The following is an 18,867-nucleotide window of genomic DNA, read 5'->3' as shown; positions in this document are numbered from 1 at the left end:
TTGCGGGATATTTCCAGTAATTAAATAGGGGATAAATTAGCACCTGACTCAAAATTTATTCATTACTGAAATGAAAAATAATGCTTAGCTTTACGAAAAGAGGATATGGAAACTTTTCAAATTGACATATTAAATCCAAAAGCCAAGAAACTACTTAAAGATTTGGCCGATCTTAATTTGATAAAAATTAAGCCTTCGCAAAAAACCGATTTCTCTGCTCTTCTTACTAAACTAAGATCTAAATCGATCCAAAAATTAAGTCTGGAAGACATAACTAAAGAGGTAGAAGCCGTGAGAAAATCACGCTATGAAAGCCCATAATGGGCATTTAAAAAGAATGGCAATACCAACTAACATAAAAAAACCATATCAATGGTTTATGAATTTATGCATAGATGAAGAGTAAAAGAATAATCCTCGATACAAATCTCTGGATTAGCTTTTTGATTTCAAAAAATCACATGGAAATTGATCAATTGATTAAAACCGAAAAAGTGGTTTTAATCTTTTCAAATGAATTATTAGAAGAATTTATAGAAGTTGTAAAACGACCAAAATTCAAAAAAATCTTTGCTAAAAAAGATATTGAGAAACTCTTAGATATATTTGACCAATTTGCTGATTTAATTACTGTCACTTCTAAATTAAAAATTTGTCGGGACGAAAAGGATGATTTTCTATTAAATCTTGCGGTAGATGGAAGTGCAGACTATTTAGTTACCGGAGATAAAGATTCACTAATTCTCAAGAAAATAGACAAAACAAAGATCCTGACTTACTCTGAATTGCTCGAAATACTTCTTAAAACTAATATCCCCTAGTATTCATAGAAATTCTTCATCAAGCATCTTTATCCTTTTATGGTGAGAATTTACCATTTTCATAACAGCAAAAGCGCACAAACTTGGTTAATTTCCCATAAGAAACTAAAGTTATGGGATTTGAGCATTTTGATGTATTTGTAATAGGAACCGGGACCGCTGGAAAAGGTGTTGCTAAAGAATGCGCTAATGCGGGATGGAAAGTTGCGATCGCCGATAACAGGGAGTATGGCGGTACCTGCCCAAATCGTGGTTGTGATCCTAAAAAAGTTTTAGTTGGTTTTACCGAAATTATAGATCGCGCCACTAAAATGGAGGGCAAGGGAATTAGCAAGATGCCGGAAGTAAATTGGAGCGATCTTATCACTTTTAAAGAAACATTTGTAGATGCCATTCCTGCCGCCACTGAAAAAGATCTGGCTGCCCTGGAAATCAAAATGTATCACCAATCTCCGAAATTTTTGGATGAGAATACACTTTCTGTTGAAGGCAAAACGGTAACCGCAGATAAGATCGTTATCGCTACCGGGCAAAAAGCTATGCCATTAAAAATCCCTGGCGAAGAATATGCTCTTTTAAGCGAAGATTTTCTCGATCTAAAAGAATTACCCGAAACAATGATTTTTATCGGTGCGGGATATATTGGAATGGAATTCGCACATATCGCAGCTCGTTTTGGGGTAAAAGTAACCATGATGGATTTTGCTCCAGGACCGCTTTCCAACTTTGACAAAGACATGGTGAACTACATCCAACAGGTTTCGGAAGAAGACCTGGGAATCGATTTTATTTTTAATGCCGAAGTGAAGGAAATTGAAAAACTGCAAAAGAACTTCAGGGTAAAAGCAATCCAGGACGGGAAAGAGGTTTCGGCAAAAGCTGAGATGGTTTTTAATACCGCGGGGCGCATTCCTTCTATAGAAGATTTGGAGCTGAAAATTGGAAACGTGGCCTTTTCTAAAAAAGGAATTACCGTTAACGAATTTCTTCAAAATTCAACCAATAAAAACGTGTATGCCTGTGGTGATGTTTCAGATAGTTCGGGCTTACCCTTAACCCCGCTTTCTTCACAAGAATCAAAGATTGTTTCAGCAAATCTTTTAAATAATAAAGAGCCTAAGAAAGCAGATTATCCGCCGCAACCTACAGTAGTGTTTACCCTTCCAAAACTGGCTTCCGTAGGACTTTCAGAAAAAGAAGCTAAGGAACAGGGATACGATTATGAACTGGAACACAAATTAGTACCCGAATGGTTTAACGCAAAGCATATCAATGAGAAAATATACGCCTATAAGACCCTGGTGGATAAAAAAACCGGACTAGTGCTTGGTGCTCATTTGGTTGGCCCGGAAGCTTCCGAAATCATCAATATGTTTGTGATGGCGATGTGTGGGGAATTAGATTGTGAGACCTTAAAAAAGATGATTTTCACTTATCCCAGTTGGGCAAGCGATATTAAAGGAATGGTGTAGCAAAGCCTCACCCTCGAAATAGAGGAGTTAATCGCGGTTCATTAATTTATACATCGGGTTTGTTTCCTTGTTCATCCAGCCGTGATAAATAATATTCGAAAAAATAGCAATTGCACCTATTAAAGCTGAATAAGCGATAAGTGGGATTTCGTTAAAATGTCTAAAATAAATAGCGATTAACGCCCAAACACCAACTGCGGCAAATTCCCGCATATTTCTACGCCAGATCATAGCGATATTTAGAAAAACAGCCACCGCAATAATAATAACCGTCCAAATTTCTTCTCCGAAAAACGGTGCTGACCAGCCTATTTTAGAAAGATAAGCCGAAACATTCGCGATACTGGCAACGGCAATCCACCCCGAATAAAGGCAAATAGGCCACCAGCTAAACGCAAGGATTTTTAATGGCGCGTCCCAGCGCTCCATATTGGTATTCAGAATTATTTTTATAAGAGAAAAAAGAATTAAAAACATGAGCAGTACTGAAACTCCCGTAAACTCATACAGCCAAAAAATTACCCAGGCAGCATTGGCCAGGTTAGCCGTTAAAAACCAGTAACCGGAGTTTCTTAAGAATTCCAGATCAGTTCTCGCTGAAAAGGCCTGAAAAAGTTGATATCCAGAAAAGCCTAAAAGCGAAAGAAAGATTATTCCCCAAATAGCAAAAGCATAACCTGCAGGGGTGAAAAGATTATAATACTCAGCGCTAAGGCTGCCCATAGTATTGCCGTTAATAATTCCCGTTTGGGAAATATAACTCACCGCAATAATTAAAATTACAGAGATAAAATTGAGTACCGCAAGACGTTTTTCCATTTTAGCTGTTTTCTATTAAAATTACTTCATTTTGGGTAATCGCGTATGCTTTTTCCTCATCATTTAGCTTCATCATAAAGTTCCCGGTGAATTCGCCAAAAGCAGGAAAGATCAATTGATCTTTTCTTCGGAAAAAACAAGGTAATTTAAGGCTTTGTTTTGCTATTCCGTTAAGTCGGTAGCCGGGATGAATATGCCCACAAAGATTAAATAAACCTACTCTGCTTTCAGGATGATGGGTAAGTAAAAAGTCTTTCAGCTGCCATTCAGAATGAATTTTAACCCCCAATTCTTCATATTTTAAAGGTGAAATGATATCGTGGTTTCCTGCGATTAGAACTACTTCGGCTTTTACAGCATCCAGCCAATTTTCGAATAAATTCCATTCGCTATTAAGATCGCTATGAAAAAGATCGCCTAGAAAACAGACAATTTTAGGATGAAATTTCCCGACAACTTCACTCAGCCTTAAAAAATTTGCATGCATCGCTTTATGAGGCACAGCACTTCCAAATTTCCTAAAATGCGAGATTTTCCCTAAATGCACATCGCTAATTAAGAGGATTTTCTCTTCTTTCCAAAAAGCGGCACCGCTGGGATGGAGTTCGAAAGTTTGATTTTGGAGGTTTATAGTCATTGGTTTATTTGAGTGGCTCAGAAGACTCTGTCATTGCGAGGAACGAAGCAATCTGTAGGTTATAGTATTAAAGCATGAGATTACTTCTCCCGATAAATATCGGGATCGCAATGACGTTATTTTTGAGAATCGCTTTTTTAAAAAGATAAATATTCTTTCAGTAATTTTTAGATCCTGAAACAGGATGACGCAATATTATAATTTATGTAAAATCTCAGCTGCTTTTTCCAGGGTTTCATCGGTTTTGGCAAAACAGAAACGCAACTGTTTGTGGTCTTTTCCATCTTTATGAAATACGGAAACCGGAATGGTAGCCAGTCCGTATTCAGTAATTAATCTTTTTGCAAAATCTACATCGTGTTCATCGGTAATTTCTGAATAGTTCATCACCTGGAAATAGGTTCCTTTTGAGGGAGTTCCTTTAAATTTTGAGCCTTGCATCAATTCCAAAAACTTATCTCGCTTTTCTTGATAGAAATTTCCCAGACTCAAATAATGATCCGGATTTTTTAAATATTCAGCGAAAGCCCGCTGCATTGGGTGATTTACACAAAATACCGTGGCCTGGTGAAACTTGATGATTTCTTTCATTAAAACTTCAGGCGCCACGCAATAGCCCATTTTCCAACCGGTATTATGAAAGGTTTTTCCGAAGGAAGCACAAACAATGGCTCTCTCTGCTAAACCAGGAAACTTTGAAGCGCTTTGATGTTCTTCCTCATCAAAAATAAGATGTTCGTATACCTCGTCGCTTAAAAGAATAATATTGGTATCTCTTAATAATTTCTCCAGGTGTAACATATCGCTTTTTGAAAGGACCGTTCCAGTTGGATTATGAGGTGTATTGATTACGATCATCCTGGTTTTGGACGTGATTTTTTCTTCGACTTCTTCCCAGTCAATCTTAAAATCTTTCCCCTTTAATTCAATTAAGACAGGTTTTCCGCCGGCAAGTTTAATATCGGGTTCATAAGAATCGTAAGCCGGTTTAAAAACAATCACCTCATCCCCGGGATGCACAAAAGCGGTTATTGCACAGTATAAGGCTTGGGTTGCGCCAGCCGTAAAAACAATTTCTGAAGCTTCGTTATATTTTTTTCCGTAGAGATTTTCAATTTTGGAAACTATTTGCTCTCGCAACTCCGGAATGCCATTCATTGGCGGATATTGGTTGTAGCCATCTTTCATCGCTTTACAAACCAGCTCTTTTAAATGATTGTCGGTTTCAAAATTCGGAAAACCCTGAGAGAGATCTATGGCTTTATGTTCTCTGGCCAAACTACTCATTACTGAAAATATACTGGTTTTCCCGGTGGGAAGTTTTGAAGGAAGATTTTGAAAATCTGGCATTATGTTATTTTTAAATTCCATTAAATGGATTTTATTAAATGATGTGCGACATCGTAATTGGATGAATTTATTCTCGTAAAATACCTCCTGCGCTTTCTTCGAGGTAGTTGATTAAGTTGCATAAAAAATCCCAAATTCAAAAAGAATTTGGGATTGATTTATTTGTATTTAAGGAAGTTTTATCCTTTTACGCTTGCTGCAAGATATTCACGGTTCATACGCGCTATATTCTCTAAAGAAATTCCTTTAGGACATTCTATTTCACAGGCTCCAGTATTACTACAGTTTCCAAAGCCTTCTTCGTCCATTTGTCTAACCATTGCCTGAACACGCTCGGTAGCTTCTACACGACCTTGCGGAAGCAAAGCATATTGAGAAACTTTTGCCGAAGTAAACAGCATAGCACTTGCATTTTTACAAGCAGCTACACAAGCTCCACAACCAATACAGGTTGCCGCGTTAAAAGATTCGTCGGCTTTTTCTTTTTCAATTGGAATAGTATTCGCATCTACGGTATTCCCCGAAGTATTTACCGAAACATATCCCCAGGCTTGTTGAATCCTATCAAAAGCGGTACGATCTACAATAAGGTCTTTAATTACCGGAAAAGCTTTTGCTCTAAATGGCTCTATATAAATGGTATCACCATCTTTAAAAGAGCGCATATGCAACTGGCAGGTTGCGATTAACTTATCTGGGCCGTGAGGCTCTCCGTTAATTTGCAAAGAACAAGAACCACAAATTCCCTCACGACAATCGTGATCAAATTCAACAGTATCCTCTCCTTTTTCTACCAACTGCTCGTTAAGTATATCCAGCATTTCAAGAAAAGACATATCTCCATCTATTCCATCTACAGGATAATCTACCATTTTTCCTTCAGCAGTGGCATTTTCCTGACGCCATATTTTAAGTGTTAACTTCATATCGTTAAAAGTTAAGTGTTAAAAGTTAATAGGAATTACCTGCTTTTTTCAGATAATTAATATAGCCATTCAAAATAACTATTCCTTCTTCAACTTTTTTCTTTAAATTTTCAAATGTTTTTTCGTCAATATACTGCTCATCTAATGCAGTAATTAATTGATCTTTTATTTCATAAAGTGAACCTCTTGAAATTCTACAGAATTGGATATTTTCCTTAAAATGAAATCTTCCGTACCCTTCAGCTAAATTATGTGTCACTGAGCGGGAAGCCCTTCTCATTTGAGAAATCAATTCAAATTTTTCTTCAACAGGAAATTGTTTAATAAGTTTAGAAACCTCCATTCGAATAGCTCTACCTTTTTGCCAGCAGACTAAATCTTCGAATGATTTTATCTTTTCCATTAACAATTAACCATTCACTATAAACTTATTTATAACTTCTTGTTTTTAATTCTATATTTTCAAATACCAGGTCTTCTTTGTGAAGCACGGCATCTGCGGGTTTCCCTTTATATTCCCAGGCGGCAACATACTTAAAGTTCTCATCGTCCCTTAAAGCTTCACCTTCTTTGGTTTGATATTCTTCTCTAAAATGCCCTCCACAAGATTCTTCCCTATGTAATGCATCTTTAGCGAATAATTCTCCCAGTTCAAGGAAATCTGCTACACGGCCGGCTTTCTCAAGTTCGGCGTTCTTGGCAGTTGCACTTCCGGGAATTTTTACGTTTTTCCAGAAATCTTCTCTTAAAGCTGCAATTTCTTCAATCGCCTCTTTCAATCCTTCAGCATTACGAGCCATCCCGCATTTGTTCCACATAATCAATCCTAATTCCTTGTGATAGGAATCTACAGATTTCGTTCCGTCGGCATTCATCATTTTATCAATTCGCTCTTTCACGGCTTTCTCGGTTTCTTCAAATTCTGGTGAATCTGTAGGAATTGCTCCGGTACGAATGTCTTTTGATAAATAATCTCCAATAGTGTATGGTAATACAAAATAACCATCTGCCAGCCCTTGCATCAATGCAGAAGCTCCAAGCCTGTTAGCACCATGATCTGAGAAATTTGCTTCTCCGGTAGCATAACAACCAGGAATGGTAGTTTCAAGATTATAGTCTACCCAAAGCCCACCCATTGTATAGTGAACTGCAGGATATATCATCATTGGGGTTTCATACGGATTCTGGTCTACGATTTTAATATACATATCGAAGAGGTTTCCATACTTAGAAGCAACTACTTCTTTCCCTAATTTTGTAATTTCTTCTTTTGTAGGATTTTTGTGACCCGCAGTAAAAGCTTTCTCTTTTCCGTAGCGCTCTATGGCACTGGCAAAATCAAGGTAAACTGCCTGACCTGTTTTATTTACACCATAACCGGCATCGCAACGTTCTTTAGCTGCCCTTGAAGCCACATCTCGAGGTACAAGGTTACCAAAAGCAGGATAACGACGTTCTAAATAGTAATCTCTATCTTCTTCTGAAAGTTCAGTTGGTTTTTTCTTACCTTCCCTTATTGCCTTTGCATCTTCCTCTTTCTTAGGCACCCAAATTCGTCCATCATTCCTAAGAGATTCAGACATCAAAGTCAATTTAGACTGATGATCTCCAGAAACCGGAATACAGGTTGGGTGAATTTGTGTATAACACGGGTTAGCAAAATAAGCTCCTTTACGGTGAGCTCTCCAGGCTGCTGTAACGTTACTTCCCATCGCATTTGTAGAAAGGAAGAAAACATTTCCATAACCACCGGAAGCCAAAACCACTGCATGTGCAGAGTGGCGCTCAATCTCACCGGTAATCATATCTCTGGCAATAATTCCACGAGCTTTACCATCTACCAATACCAAATCCATCATTTCGTGACGGTTATAAGGCTTAATTTTACCACGATTAATCTGGCGGTTCATTGCTGAATATGCTCCCAGCAATAACTGCTGTCCTGTTTGCCCTTTAGCATAAAAAGTACGGGATACCAACACACCCCCAAAAGAGCGGTTATCTAAATATCCACCATATTCGCGGGCAAAAGGAACTCCTTGTGCCACACATTGATCTATAATATTTCCGGAAACCTCAGCAAGACGATAAACGTTACCTTCACGAGAACGGTAATCGCCACCTTTTACGGTATCGTAAAATAAACGGTAGTCTGAATCACCATCTCCCTGATAGTTTTTAGAGGCGTTAATTCCTCCCTGTGCGGCGATAGAGTGTGCACGTCTTGGAGAATCCTGGTAGCAAAATGTTTTTACATTATAACCTAATTCGGCAAGAGTTGCAGCTGCAGCTCCTCCTGCAAGCCCTGTTCCTATTACAATAACGTCTATATTACGTTTGTTGGCAGGGTTAACAAGATTGATATTGTTTTTATGATTGGTCCACTTTTCTGCTAGAGGCCCTTTAGGTATTTTTGAATCTAAAACTGACATAAATCTTACGTATTAAAGGTTATTAATATAGTGAAAAAGGGCTATAAAAATAAATCCTAGCGGTATAATGATCGCATAAGCTTTGGTGAATCCCCTAAGTCCTTTGGCGTATTTATTTCTCCAACCAACAGATTGGAAAGAAGAAGAAAAGCCATGATAAAGGTGAAGGGTCAAAAACACAAATGAAACCACATATAATATTGTTCTAACCGGGCTTTGGAATTTCGCCACTAACTCGCCATAATATCGAGTAGCATCTTCAGGATGTGATTCTATATATTTATGAACCATTTCCGGGAACCAGAAATCATAAAAGTGTAATGCTAGAAAAGCCAAAACTACAATTCCAGAGTAAATCATATTTCTTGACACCCAGCTTGAATTCTCGTTTCCGGCAAACTTAACATACTTGATATCTCTTGCACCCCGATTTTTCGCTTCAAGGATAAAACCCATTACAAAGTGAAAAATAACCCCAAAAATTAAGATTGGCTGTAATAAAGCCTGTACAAAGAAGTTAGTACCCATAAAATGAGAAACTTCGTTAAAGACATCTTTACTAAATACAGAAAGAAGATTGATTGTAAAATGCTGAGCTAAAAATAAGACCAGAAATAGTCCCGATAAGGCCATAGCAAATTTTCTTGCTATGGTTGAATTTAGAAATCCACCCATTGGTTTGATAATTTTATAGAAATTTAACAGCAAAAATACACTCCAAATCACTTACTAACAAACTTTCCAGCTTGTTTATAGGGCTATTTAGAACAAATATAAGTAAGCGATAATTTTGTTGAAGATCATTATTTACAATTTATACATTGCCCAAGGTCAAAACCATTAACTAACCGATATCTCCCAAAGTAATTATAGTTTTCTTGGTCAAAATTCATAAAGATTACGGTTATACAATTCACAAACAATTTTAAAACTAAATTAACTCATAATAAATCCACGAAGCATTAAATGCAAAATTTTTGGATTTCGAGGCAAGCCCGGGAGCATTTAAATCTCGATTATCGAGTAAAAACTCCATAAAAAAAGCTACCCATAGATTTAGGTAGCTTTTTAATAAAGTTTAATATTCTAAATTAGTTTTTCTAATCTTTCTTATAACTATCAGAATGAACATTGGCTACTGCTCTACCTGATGGATCGTTCATATTTTTAAAAGACTCATCCCACTCTAAAGCAGTTGGTGTACTACAAGCTACAGAAGGGACAGAAGGTACTGACATTGCTGCCGCATCGCTTGGGAAATGGTCAGTAAAAATAGATCGGTAATAATATTCTTCTTTGCTAGATGGTGGCTGAATTGGAAATTTGAAGTGTGCATTTTTAAGCTGTTCATCACTCACCTCTGCATTAACCAATTCTTTAAGAGTATCTATCCAACTATAACCAACGCCATCCGAAAATTGTTCTTTTTGTCTCCAGGCTACACTTTCTGGCAAATAATCTTCAAATGCCTTTCTTAGCACCCATTTTTCAATGCGTTCGCCGGTAATCATTTTATCTTTAGGGTTTATTCTCATGGCTACATCCATAAATTCTTTATCCAGGAATGGAACACGCCCCTCTATACCCCATGCACAAAGAGATTTATTAGCGCGCAAACAATCATATTGGTGTAATTTATCTAGCTTTCGAACGGTCTCCTCATGAAAATCTTTTGCACTAGGAGCTTTATGAAAGTAAAGATATCCACCAAACAATTCATCTGCACCTTCCCCTGAAAGCACCATTTTGATCCCCAAAGATTTGATAGTTCTAGCCATTAAATACATAGGAGTAGAAGCTCTAATTGTTGTTACATCATAAGTTTCTAAATGATAAATCACATCTTTGATCGCATCTAATCCCTCCTGTATAGTAAATTTTACCTCATGGTGCACCGTGTCTAAATGATCGGCCACTTTTTTTGCAGCAGCAAGATCTGGTGACCCCTCTAACCCAATGGCAAAAGAGTGCAATCTTGGATACCAAGCCGCGTCTTTATCGTCGCTCTCTATTCTTTTTTCTGAATACAATTTCGCAACTGCAGAAGTAATTGAAGAATCTAAGCCACCTGAAAGTAAAACACCATAAGGCACATCACTCATTAACTGCCGGTGCACCGCTTTTTCAAGAGCCTCCTTTAAATCTTCAATACTGGTTTCATTATCCTTTACAGCATCATATTCCATCCAGTCACGCTCATACCATTTCTGAAAACCTTCTTTTTTACTAGATAAATAATGCCCGGGAGGAAATAATTCAATCTTAGTACATTTTCCTTCCAAAGCTTTAAGTTCTGAAGCTACATAAAATGTCCCGTTTTGATCCCAGCCTACATATAAAGGAATAATTCCCATATGATCGCGAGCAATAAAATACTCATCGTTTTCGGCATCATAAATGGCAAAACCAAAAATCCCGTTTAATTCATCTAAAAAGCTATCTCCTTTTTCTTTATAAAGCGCAAGGATAACCTCACAATCAGATTCTGTTTGAAAATTATAATTTGGAAACTGACTTTTTAATTCTTTATGATTATAGATTTCTCCATTTGCAGCAAGTATAAGCTGCTTGTCTTCAGATAATAAAGGTTGTCCACCAGAAATGGGATCTACAATAGCCAGTCGCTCATGCGCCAAAATCGCTTTTTCATCACTATAAATTCCACTCCAGTCTGGGCCACGATGCCTTAAGCATTTAGCCATTTCTAATATTTGAGGTCTTAAGTCTTCAGACCTCTCTTTTAAATCGAAAGCACAAACAATTCCACACACAGTTTTAAAGTTTTAAGTATTAATGTTGAAACAAATATTAGATTAATATTTCATAAAAAAAGCTAATAAAGGCTATTTGATTACATACGAAAACATAAAATTCCATATTAACTTCATATTAAAAAATAAAACTAATAATAATTACCATTTAATTTCAGCAGTAAACTACTTCACAGCAAGCTCACAAAGCATTATTCTTGAAAATATAATTTGCTTTCAAGGCAAGCCTCCAAGCTTTTAATCTCGATTATCGAGTAAAATTTTAAAGAAGTATTAGAAATATTATTCCCAAAATTGAAGATTACGAAAATCACCTCTTGTCGAATTTCTCCTAATTTCCCCGATTTTACAAAAACTTAATGGGAAGTAAGCCAGCTTTTTAGTAATTTCAGAAGATAGAATTTCAACACTAATTCATAAGTTTTCATGGATTTTATAGACTACTACAAATTACTGGAAATAGATAAATCTGCCAGCCAGGCTGATATAAAAAAAGCCTACCGGAAACTGGCCAGGAAATATCACCCAGATCTTAACCCCAACAATAAGGAAGCACAACTCAGGTTTCAGCAAATAAATGAAGCCAATGAGGTTTTAAGCGATCCTGAAAAACGAAAAAAATACGATCAATACGGAAAAGACTGGCAACATGCCGATGCTTACGAAGAAGCTAAAAAACAACAGCAAGCCTCTGGCGGCAGAGCTTATTCGGGCGGCGGATTTGGTGGCGGCCAGGGCGGCTATTCCTATTCAGGAAATTTTGACGACGATACTTTTTCAGACTTTTTTGAAGAAATGTTTGGTAGCGGTGCAAGAGCTCACGGTTCAGGTCGCGGCCGTCATTTTAAAGGCCAGGATTTCAATGCCGAGCTTCAACTAAAATTGAGCGATGTTTATACCAGTCATAAGCAAACACTCACGGTAAACGGTAAAAACATTCGACTTACCATTCCCGCGGGAGTTGAAAACGGACAAACCATTAAAATTAGAGGTCATGGCGGTCCGGGTGTTCAGGGTGGACCTAAAGGAGATCTTTACATCACTTTTAATATTGTAAATAACACAAAATTCAAAAGAGAAAAAGAGAATTTATTCAGCAACGTAAACCTGGATTTATATACTGCTTTGCTGGGAGGGGAAATCACTGTAGACACCTTTAGCGGAAAAGTAAAATTAAAAGTGAAGCCGGAAACGCAGACCGGAACCAAAGTAAAATTAAAAAGCAAAGGTTTTCCGAAATATAAAAAGGAAAACCAATTTGGCGATTTAATTATCACTTATGATGTAAAAATGCCCACTAACCTAAATGCCCGGGAAAAAGAACTGTTTAAAGAACTTCAAAAATTACGCTCATGAATTTAGAAGATTTAATACCCACCATTGAGATTTGTGCGAAATACCGGGTTGAAAGCACCTTTATAAGTTCACTTTCTGAAAGCGGTTTAATTGAAATTATTACCGTAGAAGAAGTGCAATATGTACACTGTGATGAAATTTCAGAATTTGAAAGACTGCGAAGACTGCATTACGATCTGGAAATTAACTTAGAGGGTCTGGAAGCTATTCAGCATTTATTAGGACAGGTAAGAAAATTACAAAAAGAAAATATCAAACTTAAAAATAGGCTGGATTTATTTGAATAAGCCAGAAACGTTTTACTCAATAATCGAGATTAAAACACCAAAAACCTGTCTAGAAATCAAATTATAGTTTCCAGATATTAACTTATATGCTTCCCTGGAGGTTTTTTTACTCTCTTAGATATTAATAACTTTGCAGGAAGACTTTACAAACGAACAAACCTCACAGGTTTTGGAAACCTGTGAGGTTTAAATTATATAATTATGAAATACGATCAAATAGACAGTAAACTATTTATAAAAAACAGGAAAAGCTTTACAGCGGGAATGAAGCCTAACAGCCTTGCAGTTTTTAACGCTAATGATATTTACCCGATTGGAGCAGATAGCACCATGCCTTTTCAGCAAAACCGCGATTTATTCTATTTGAGTGGTGTTGATCAGGAGGAAGCTATTTTGGTACTTTTCCCAGACGCTCCAAAACCCGAACATCGAGAAATTTTATTTCTTACGGAAACCAATCCGCATATTGCAGTTTGGGAAGGCGCAAAATTAGATAAAGAAAAAGCTTTAGAAGTTAGCGGTATAGAAACGGTATATTGGCTTCAGGATTTTGAGAAGATCTTCTTTGAAGTAATGTCCCAATGTGAAACGGTATATTTTAACACCAACGAGCATTACCGTGCGAATGTACAAACCGAAACCCGTGACGAAAGATTTATAAAATGGTGTAAAGAGAAATATCCAGCGCACCAGGTAGCAAAAAGCAATCCTATTTTACAACGTCTACGTTCAGTAAAAGATCCTATTGAGCTGGATTTAATGCAAAAAGCTTGCGATATTACCGAAAAAGCTTTCCGCAGGGCACTAAAATTCACAAAGCCCGGAGTTTGGGAACACGAAATTGAAGCTGAATACTGGCACGAAATGATAAAAAACCGTAGCCGGGGCTTCGCATACACGCCAATTATTGCCAGTGGAAACAATGCGAACGTGCTACATTATACCGAGAATAACCAGCAATGTAAAGAAGGAGATTTAATCCTTTTGGATACCGGTGCAGAATATGCCAATTATTCTAGTGATATGACCAGGACAATTCCGGTTTCAGGAAAGTTTTCAAACAGGCAGAAACAAATTTATAACGCTGTAAATAAGGTAAAGAAAGAAGCCACAAAATGGTTAGTTCCCGGAACTATTTGGGCTGAATATCACAAAGAAGTTGGCAAATTAATGACTTCTGAATTATTAGATCTAGGATTGCTGGACAAAGCCGATGTTCAAAATGAGGATCCAAAATGGCCTGCTTATAAAAAATATTTTATGCATGGTACCGCGCATAATATTGGCTTAGATACGCACGATTATGGAATTCTAACCGAACCAATGAAACCCAACCAGGTGTTCACGGTAGAACCAGGAATTTATTTACCAGATGAAGGTTTTGGTATTCGCCTGGAAGACGATGTGGTTATTCAGCCCGAAGGTGAACCTTTTAATCTAATGCGTAATATCCCGATTGAAGTTGAGGAAATTGAAGAAATTATGAATTCTTAGTTTTCAAAACTTTGAAGGTCATTACGAGCGACGTTAGGAGCGCGGTAATCTTTTGTTTAAAAATAGATCTACTTAAAAGCTCGTTTTATTTTAGGAAGAGATTGCTTCAGTCCTTCTCTCCTTCACAATGACGGTTTCATCAAAATATTAAACCAAAGCCACGAATACACGAATTTTTTTTGTGAATTCGTGGCTTCCTCTATTTTAAACAGCTATGGAAACAACCTATAAAAACACACCTATTTCTTATACTTCACAAGGAACAGGCAACCCTCTTGTGCTCCTGCACGGTTTTTTAGAATCTAAAGAAATATGGCAAGATTTTGTGGTAGAACTATCAGCAAAGCGACAGGTTATTTGCATAGACCTTCCCGGGCACGGAGAATCTGGTAATTTCGCAGAAATTAATACTATGGCAGATATGGCACTAGCGGTAAAAGCAGTTTTAGATGAACTGAATATTACAAAAACTTCTTTCGCCGGGCATTCTATGGGTGGTTATGTAAGTTTGGAATTCCAAAATATTTTTCCTACTATAATCAATAGCTTAGTTTTGGTAAATTCTACTCCACAGGCAGATTCTGAGGAACGTAAAGCTAACCGCGATCGTGCGGCCACTTTGATCTTAAAAAATAAAAGGGCTTTTGTAAGTATGGCGATGTCTAATTTATTGACGCCGGAAAACTATAAGGTATTCAAATCACAAATTGAGATTTTAAAACAGCGTGCCCTACAATTTTCTTCCAAAGCAATCTATGCAGCCATAAAGGGTATGAAAATTCGCACAGATCACACTGAGCTTTTTGCAAAATTTGAAGGTCAAAAAATTGTAATCGCAGGAAAAAATGATCCTGTTCTAGACTACAATACAATAAAAGCAATAGCAAAAGACTGTAAAGCTGAGTTCCGTAGTTTGCCAGATGGACATTTATCTTTTTTGGAAAACCAAACAGAACTCCGAGAAATTTTGCATTTAATCGATTAATTTTAACTTTTAGTCGGAAGTTTAACTTTTTTTTATACTTTAGACATTCAAAATAAACAAAATCAAACTTTTATGAAGGAAAGAAACCCTAACACATTTTCGTTCGCTAAAGTTTTTTGCAGCATTTTTGGACATAAATTAAGAGTTTCTAAAAATGTGACAGATCACGTGCACGAATACAAGTGCGAGAAATGCGGCATGGAAATGACTGATACCGCAAATGGTTTTTTGGCTCGCTTAACCCCGAAATTTAAAGAAACCAACGATTATATTTCCAAAATACACCAAAAAAGAAAGCGTAAGCATTACGCTCACGCTTCTTAAGTATTCATTTTCGGAATTAATTTTCCGAAATCTTATTTCTCATCAGAATCTTTAGCGTCCATAGAATTCCAGCCCCTGGCAATAAGTGGTAGTTTCTGGTTGGCACGTGTAATTAAGTGCATCCCTTCTTTTTCCTCAGTCATGTGCCCAATTATACTTAAATTAGGATTCGCTTTTATCTTTTCGAAATCATCTTGCGAAATTGTAAAAAGCAATTCATAGTCTTCACCGCCACTTAAAGCTATCGTGGTACTATCTATATCAAACTCTTCACATACTGAAATCACTGCAGGATCTAGCGGAATTTTCTCTTCAAATAAATTCGCACCAACCTGTGAGTTTTTACATAAATGGATAATTTCAGAAGAAAGTCCGTCGCTAATATCAATCATTGAAGTTGGCTTCACACCAAGTTCTTTTAGCAAAGGCGCTATATCCTTTCTAGCCTCTGGCTTCAATTGCCTTTCAATCAAATAAGTGTAAGGATCAAGATCTGGTTGCGCATTAGGATTGGCCTTAAAAACTTCTTTTTCGCGCTCCAAAATTTGCAAGCCCATATAAGCAGCACCAAGATCACCGGTTACTACCAGCAAATCATTTGGCTTAGCACCACTTCGGTATACAATATCCTCTTTTTCGGCCACGCCAAGGGCAGTAATACTAATAAACAATCCAGAGGTTGATGATGTAGTGTCGCCACCAACCACGTCAATATTATAAAGATTTGCAGCAAGCTCAATCCCGGAATACAACTCCTCAAGAGCCTCTACCGGAAACCTATTGGAAGCTGCGATAGAAACGGTAATTTGTGTAGCTTTAGCATTCATAGCGTAAACATCTGATGCATTAACCATAACCGCTTTATAGCCAAGGTGTTTCAGAGGCATATATGCAAGATCAAAGTGCACACCTTCAACCAAAAGATCGGTAGTAACTACAGTGTGTTTATCATCAAACTTCAAGACTGCAGCATCGTCGCCAATACCTTTTACAGTGGAAGATAGTTTGGGTTGAAAACCTTTGGTTAGATGATCTATTAAACCAAATTCACCTAATTCTGAAAGGTTTGTACGCATATCCTGATTATTCTGAAACATAAGAGTTTATTTTAATTTGCAAAATAAATGAATATTATCCAACTGCCGTGACAAAGATAGACATAGATTGAAAATAGGAGCAAATTGATTTTAAAAAAACGGGTTCGCAAAAACAAAAACAACTAATTATCAGATATTTAACTAGACTAAATAGATGGAAAATAAGAATTGGCAAGACTTATCACTGTATTCTTAAAACATATACCAGGGCTATGGTAAACCGTTTGTTTTATAGTATATTTGTAGCTAATTTAGAATTAATCTTTTTAGCTATGATAAAAGTAAGCGAAAGCGCTAAAAAAAAGATTGCCGCGCTAATGACCGATGAAGGTTTTGACAATTTACAGGACTTTGTTCGTGTGGGTGTGAAAAGCGGAGGCTGCTCTGGCTTGTCTTACGAACTAAAATTCGACAAAGCTAAAGCGGAAGACGACAAACTTTTTGAAGATAACGACGTAAAAATAGTAGTTGACAAACGCAGTGTTTTATACCTGGCAGGAACTGTTTTAGAATTTTCTGGAGGCTTAAATGGGAAAGGTTTTGTATTTAACAATCCAAATGCCCAAAGAACCTGTGGATGTGGAGAGAGTTTTTCTCTTTAAAAGTTCAAATTTTAAAGTTTGAACATTAACTAATAAAAAATTGAGATGGCATATACTGAAGATGATTTAAAAAAAGAGCTCGAAACGAAGGAATATGAGTACGGATTTTACACCGATATTGAATCGGACACATTTCCTGTGGGCTTAAACGAAGATATTGTTAGAGCGATTTCTAAAAAGAAAGAAGAGCCCGAATGGATGACAGACTGGCGACTGGAAGCATTTCGCTACTGGAAAACCATGAAAGAACCTGAATGGGCCAATGTGCACTACGAAAAACCAAATTTCCAGAATATTTCCTATTATTCAGCCCCTAACAAAAAGCCTAAATATGATAGTTTAGACGAGGTGGATCCTGAATTACTGGACACGTTTAAAAAGCTTGGTATTTCTGTAGACGAGCAAAAGAAATTGGCAGGTGTGGCTGTAGATGTGGTTATGGATTCTGTTTCGGTAACTACAACTTTTAAAAAGACCCTTGCTGAAAAAGGAATTATTTTCTGTTCTATTTCAGAAGCTATTAGGGAACATCCAGAGCTTGTAAAAAAATACATAGGCTCGGTGGTACCTACCACAGATAATTTTTATGCAGCATTAAATTCCGCAGTATTTAGTGATGGTTCGTTTTGCTACATACCAAAAGGCGTAAGATGCCCAATGGAACTTTCTACTTATTTTAGAATAAACCAGGCTGGAACAGGACAATTTGAACGTACTCTTGTGGTCGCTGAACCTGGAAGTTACGTGAGTTACCTGGAAGGTTGTACCGCTCCAACTCGTGATGAGAATCAATTGCACGCAGCTGTAGTAGAATTGATAGCTTTAGATGATGCCGAGATTAAATACAGTACCGTTCAAAACTGGTTCCCCGGAAGTAAAGAAGGAAAAGGAGGAGTGTATAACTTCGTAACCAAACGTGGACTTTGCGAGAAAGGAGCTAAGATTTCCTGGACGCAGGTTGAAACAGGTTCTGCAGTAACCTGGAAATATCCTTCCTGTATTTTAAAAGGAGATAACTCTATAGGTGAATTTTATTCTATTGCAGTTACCAATAACTTCCAACAGGCAGATACCGGTACAAAAATGGTACACCTTGGTAAAAACACCAAGAGTACAATTATTTCCAAAGGTATTTCTGCGGGACAATCGCAAAACTCTTATCGCGGATTGGTACAAATAAATAGCAGAGCTAAAAATGCCCGTAATTTCTCACAATGTGATTCCCTGTTAATGGGTAACAAATGTGGTGCGCATACTTTCCCGTATATTGAAGTAAAAAATAAAACCGGACAAGTAGAGCACGAAGCTACTACCAGTAAAATTGGAGAAGACCAAATCTTTTACTGTAACCAACGTGGTATTGATACAGAAAAAGCAATTGCTCTTATCGTAAATGGGTTTAGTAAAGAGGTGTTGAACAAACTACCTATGGAATTTGCTGTGGAAGCACAAAAACTATTAGAAATTTCCCTTGAAGGTTCTGTAGGATAAAAA

General features: G+C 37.1%; 19 protein-coding genes. 10 read left to right on the top strand and 9 right to left on the bottom strand.

The window, feature by feature from the left end; genetic code table 11:
- Window positions 1–105: 105 nt before the first annotated feature.
- The 3 genes from B5X51_RS07800 to B5X51_RS07790 all read left to right on the top strand — a co-directional run bounded on the left by B5X51_RS07800 (window position 106) and on the right by B5X51_RS07790 (window position 2,293).
- A complete protein-coding gene (locus B5X51_RS07800; RefSeq protein WP_079720585.1) occupies window positions 106–321 on the top strand; it encodes a hypothetical protein in 216 nt (71 codons plus the stop codon).
- Window positions 322–395: 74 nt separating this feature from the next.
- Window positions 396–821, top strand: a complete 426-nt coding sequence (locus tag B5X51_RS07795) for a putative toxin-antitoxin system toxin component, PIN family (RefSeq protein WP_079720583.1) — start codon at window positions 396–398, stop codon at window positions 819–821.
- Between the two features lie 113 nt (window positions 822–934).
- Entirely contained in the window at window positions 935–2,293 is a 1,359-nt protein-coding gene (locus B5X51_RS07790) for a dihydrolipoyl dehydrogenase family protein (protein ID WP_079720581.1), read from the top strand.
- A gap of 27 nt (window positions 2,294–2,320) precedes the next feature.
- On the opposite strand, the gene B5X51_RS07785 is transcribed toward B5X51_RS07790, so the two are convergent.
- The 8 genes from B5X51_RS07785 to asnB form a co-directional block, all read right to left on the bottom strand.
- Window positions 2,321–3,112: a hypothetical protein gene (locus tag B5X51_RS07785; protein WP_079720579.1), complete on the bottom strand. Its 792-nt coding sequence runs from the start codon at window positions 3,110–3,112 to the stop codon at window positions 2,321–2,323.
- A 1-nt stretch (window position 3,113) separates the two neighbouring features.
- Window positions 3,114–3,749 carry a ligase-associated DNA damage response endonuclease PdeM gene (pdeM, locus tag B5X51_RS07780; protein WP_079720577.1) on the bottom strand — a complete coding sequence of 212 codons (636 nt, stop codon included), beginning with the start codon at window positions 3,747–3,749 and terminating at the stop codon, window positions 3,114–3,116.
- Window positions 3,750–3,944: 195 nt separating this feature from the next.
- On the bottom strand, window positions 3,945–5,120 hold the full coding sequence (locus tag B5X51_RS07775) for a methionine aminotransferase (RefSeq protein ID WP_245828714.1): 1,176 nt from the start codon (window positions 5,118–5,120) through the stop codon (window positions 3,945–3,947).
- A 158-nt stretch (window positions 5,121–5,278) separates the two neighbouring features.
- Entirely contained in the window at window positions 5,279–6,025 is a 747-nt protein-coding gene (locus B5X51_RS07770) for a succinate dehydrogenase/fumarate reductase iron-sulfur subunit (RefSeq protein WP_079720575.1), read from the bottom strand.
- Between the two features lie 25 nt (window positions 6,026–6,050).
- The gene (locus tag B5X51_RS07765; RefSeq protein WP_079720573.1) at window positions 6,051–6,428 is read right to left on the bottom strand and encodes a four helix bundle protein; all 378 of its coding nucleotides are present in this window, start codon (window positions 6,426–6,428) and stop codon (window positions 6,051–6,053) included.
- A gap of 25 nt (window positions 6,429–6,453) precedes the next feature.
- Window positions 6,454–8,457: a fumarate reductase/succinate dehydrogenase flavoprotein subunit gene (locus B5X51_RS07760; RefSeq protein ID WP_079720571.1), complete on the bottom strand. Its 2,004-nt coding sequence runs from the start codon at window positions 8,455–8,457 to the stop codon at window positions 6,454–6,456.
- Between the two features lie 12 nt (window positions 8,458–8,469).
- Complete coding sequence (locus tag B5X51_RS07755) at window positions 8,470–9,132, bottom strand: succinate dehydrogenase cytochrome b subunit (RefSeq protein WP_079720569.1); 663 nt, start codon at window positions 9,130–9,132, stop codon at window positions 8,470–8,472.
- Window positions 9,133–9,557: 425 nt separating this feature from the next.
- A complete protein-coding gene (gene asnB, locus B5X51_RS07750) occupies window positions 9,558–11,228 on the bottom strand; it encodes an asparagine synthase B (RefSeq protein ID WP_079720567.1) in 1,671 nt (556 codons plus the stop codon).
- A gap of 426 nt (window positions 11,229–11,654) precedes the next feature.
- On the opposite strand from asnB, the gene B5X51_RS07745 reads away from it, so the two are divergent.
- From B5X51_RS07745 to B5X51_RS07725, 5 genes are all read left to right on the top strand, one after another.
- Window positions 11,655–12,584 (top strand): DnaJ C-terminal domain-containing protein, encoded by a 930-nt coding sequence (locus tag B5X51_RS07745; RefSeq protein ID WP_079720565.1) that lies wholly within the window; start codon window positions 11,655–11,657, stop codon window positions 12,582–12,584.
- Window positions 12,581–12,871, top strand: a complete 291-nt coding sequence (locus B5X51_RS07740) for a chaperone modulator CbpM (protein WP_079720563.1) — start codon at window positions 12,581–12,583, stop codon at window positions 12,869–12,871. Before B5X51_RS07745 ends, B5X51_RS07740 begins: the two co-directional genes overlap by 4 nt.
- Window positions 12,872–13,072: 201 nt before the next feature.
- Window positions 13,073–14,365, top strand: coding sequence for an aminopeptidase P family protein (locus B5X51_RS07735; protein ID WP_079720561.1), 1,293 nt, complete (start codon window positions 13,073–13,075; stop codon window positions 14,363–14,365).
- Between the two features lie 214 nt (window positions 14,366–14,579).
- Entirely contained in the window at window positions 14,580–15,350 is a 771-nt protein-coding gene (locus B5X51_RS07730; protein ID WP_079720559.1) for an alpha/beta fold hydrolase, read from the top strand.
- Window positions 15,351–15,422: 72 nt separating this feature from the next.
- Window positions 15,423–15,674 carry a hypothetical protein gene (locus B5X51_RS07725; protein WP_079720557.1) on the top strand — a complete coding sequence of 84 codons (252 nt, stop codon included), beginning with the start codon at window positions 15,423–15,425 and terminating at the stop codon, window positions 15,672–15,674.
- Window positions 15,675–15,706: 32 nt separating this feature from the next.
- On the opposite strand, the gene thiL is transcribed toward B5X51_RS07725, so the two are convergent.
- Window positions 15,707–16,771 (bottom strand): thiamine-phosphate kinase, encoded by a 1,065-nt coding sequence (thiL, locus tag B5X51_RS07720; protein ID WP_079720556.1) that lies wholly within the window; start codon window positions 16,769–16,771, stop codon window positions 15,707–15,709.
- 272 nt (window positions 16,772–17,043) lie between these two features.
- Here thiL and B5X51_RS07715 point away from each other — a divergent pair, with 272 nt between their 5' ends.
- Both B5X51_RS07715 and sufB read left to right on the top strand, forming a co-directional pair.
- Window positions 17,044–17,373, top strand: a complete 330-nt coding sequence (locus B5X51_RS07715; RefSeq protein WP_079720757.1) for a HesB/IscA family protein — start codon at window positions 17,044–17,046, stop codon at window positions 17,371–17,373.
- A 45-nt stretch (window positions 17,374–17,418) separates the two neighbouring features.
- On the top strand, window positions 17,419–18,864 hold the full coding sequence (gene sufB, locus B5X51_RS07710; RefSeq protein WP_079720554.1) for a Fe-S cluster assembly protein SufB: 1,446 nt from the start codon (window positions 17,419–17,421) through the stop codon (window positions 18,862–18,864).
- Window positions 18,865–18,867: the final 3 nt, after the last annotated feature.

The organism is Salegentibacter holothuriorum, assembly GCF_900168045.1.
Classification (GTDB): Bacteria; Bacteroidota; Bacteroidia; order Flavobacteriales; family Flavobacteriaceae; genus Salegentibacter; species Salegentibacter holothuriorum.
Note: the sequence above shows the minus strand (reverse complement) of the source record. Positions and strands in the feature narration are given on the sequence as shown.

Coding starts and splice junctions, on each gene's coding strand:
- thiL (WP_079720556.1), bottom strand. CDS start 16,771: ATGTTTCAGAATAATCAGGATATGCGTACAAACCTTTCAGAATTAGGT.
- B5X51_RS07800 (WP_079720585.1), top strand. CDS start 106: ATGGAAACTTTTCAAATTGACATATTAAATCCAAAAGCCAAGAAACTA.
- B5X51_RS07790 (WP_079720581.1), top strand. CDS start 935: ATGGGATTTGAGCATTTTGATGTATTTGTAATAGGAACCGGGACCGCT.
- B5X51_RS07745 (WP_079720565.1), top strand. CDS start 11,655: ATGGATTTTATAGACTACTACAAATTACTGGAAATAGATAAATCTGCC.
- B5X51_RS07740 (WP_079720563.1), top strand. CDS start 12,581: ATGAATTTAGAAGATTTAATACCCACCATTGAGATTTGTGCGAAATAC.
- B5X51_RS07755 (WP_079720569.1), bottom strand. CDS start 9,132: ATGGGTGGATTTCTAAATTCAACCATAGCAAGAAAATTTGCTATGGCC.
- B5X51_RS07760 (WP_079720571.1), bottom strand. CDS start 8,457: ATGTCAGTTTTAGATTCAAAAATACCTAAAGGGCCTCTAGCAGAAAAG.
- B5X51_RS07775 (WP_245828714.1), bottom strand. CDS start 5,120: ATGGAATTTAAAAATAACATAATGCCAGATTTTCAAAATCTTCCTTCA.
- B5X51_RS07715 (WP_079720757.1), top strand. CDS start 17,044: ATGATAAAAGTAAGCGAAAGCGCTAAAAAAAAGATTGCCGCGCTAATG.
- B5X51_RS07795 (WP_079720583.1), top strand. CDS start 396: ATGAAGAGTAAAAGAATAATCCTCGATACAAATCTCTGGATTAGCTTT.
- B5X51_RS07735 (WP_079720561.1), top strand. CDS start 13,073: ATGAAATACGATCAAATAGACAGTAAACTATTTATAAAAAACAGGAAA.
- B5X51_RS07725 (WP_079720557.1), top strand. CDS start 15,423: ATGAAGGAAAGAAACCCTAACACATTTTCGTTCGCTAAAGTTTTTTGC.
- B5X51_RS07785 (WP_079720579.1), bottom strand. CDS start 3,112: ATGGAAAAACGTCTTGCGGTACTCAATTTTATCTCTGTAATTTTAATT.
- B5X51_RS07730 (WP_079720559.1), top strand. CDS start 14,580: ATGGAAACAACCTATAAAAACACACCTATTTCTTATACTTCACAAGGA.
- pdeM (WP_079720577.1), bottom strand. CDS start 3,749: ATGACTATAAACCTCCAAAATCAAACTTTCGAACTCCATCCCAGCGGT.
- sufB (WP_079720554.1), top strand. CDS start 17,419: ATGGCATATACTGAAGATGATTTAAAAAAAGAGCTCGAAACGAAGGAA.
- B5X51_RS07770 (WP_079720575.1), bottom strand. CDS start 6,025: ATGAAGTTAACACTTAAAATATGGCGTCAGGAAAATGCCACTGCTGAA.
- B5X51_RS07765 (WP_079720573.1), bottom strand. CDS start 6,428: ATGGAAAAGATAAAATCATTCGAAGATTTAGTCTGCTGGCAAAAAGGT.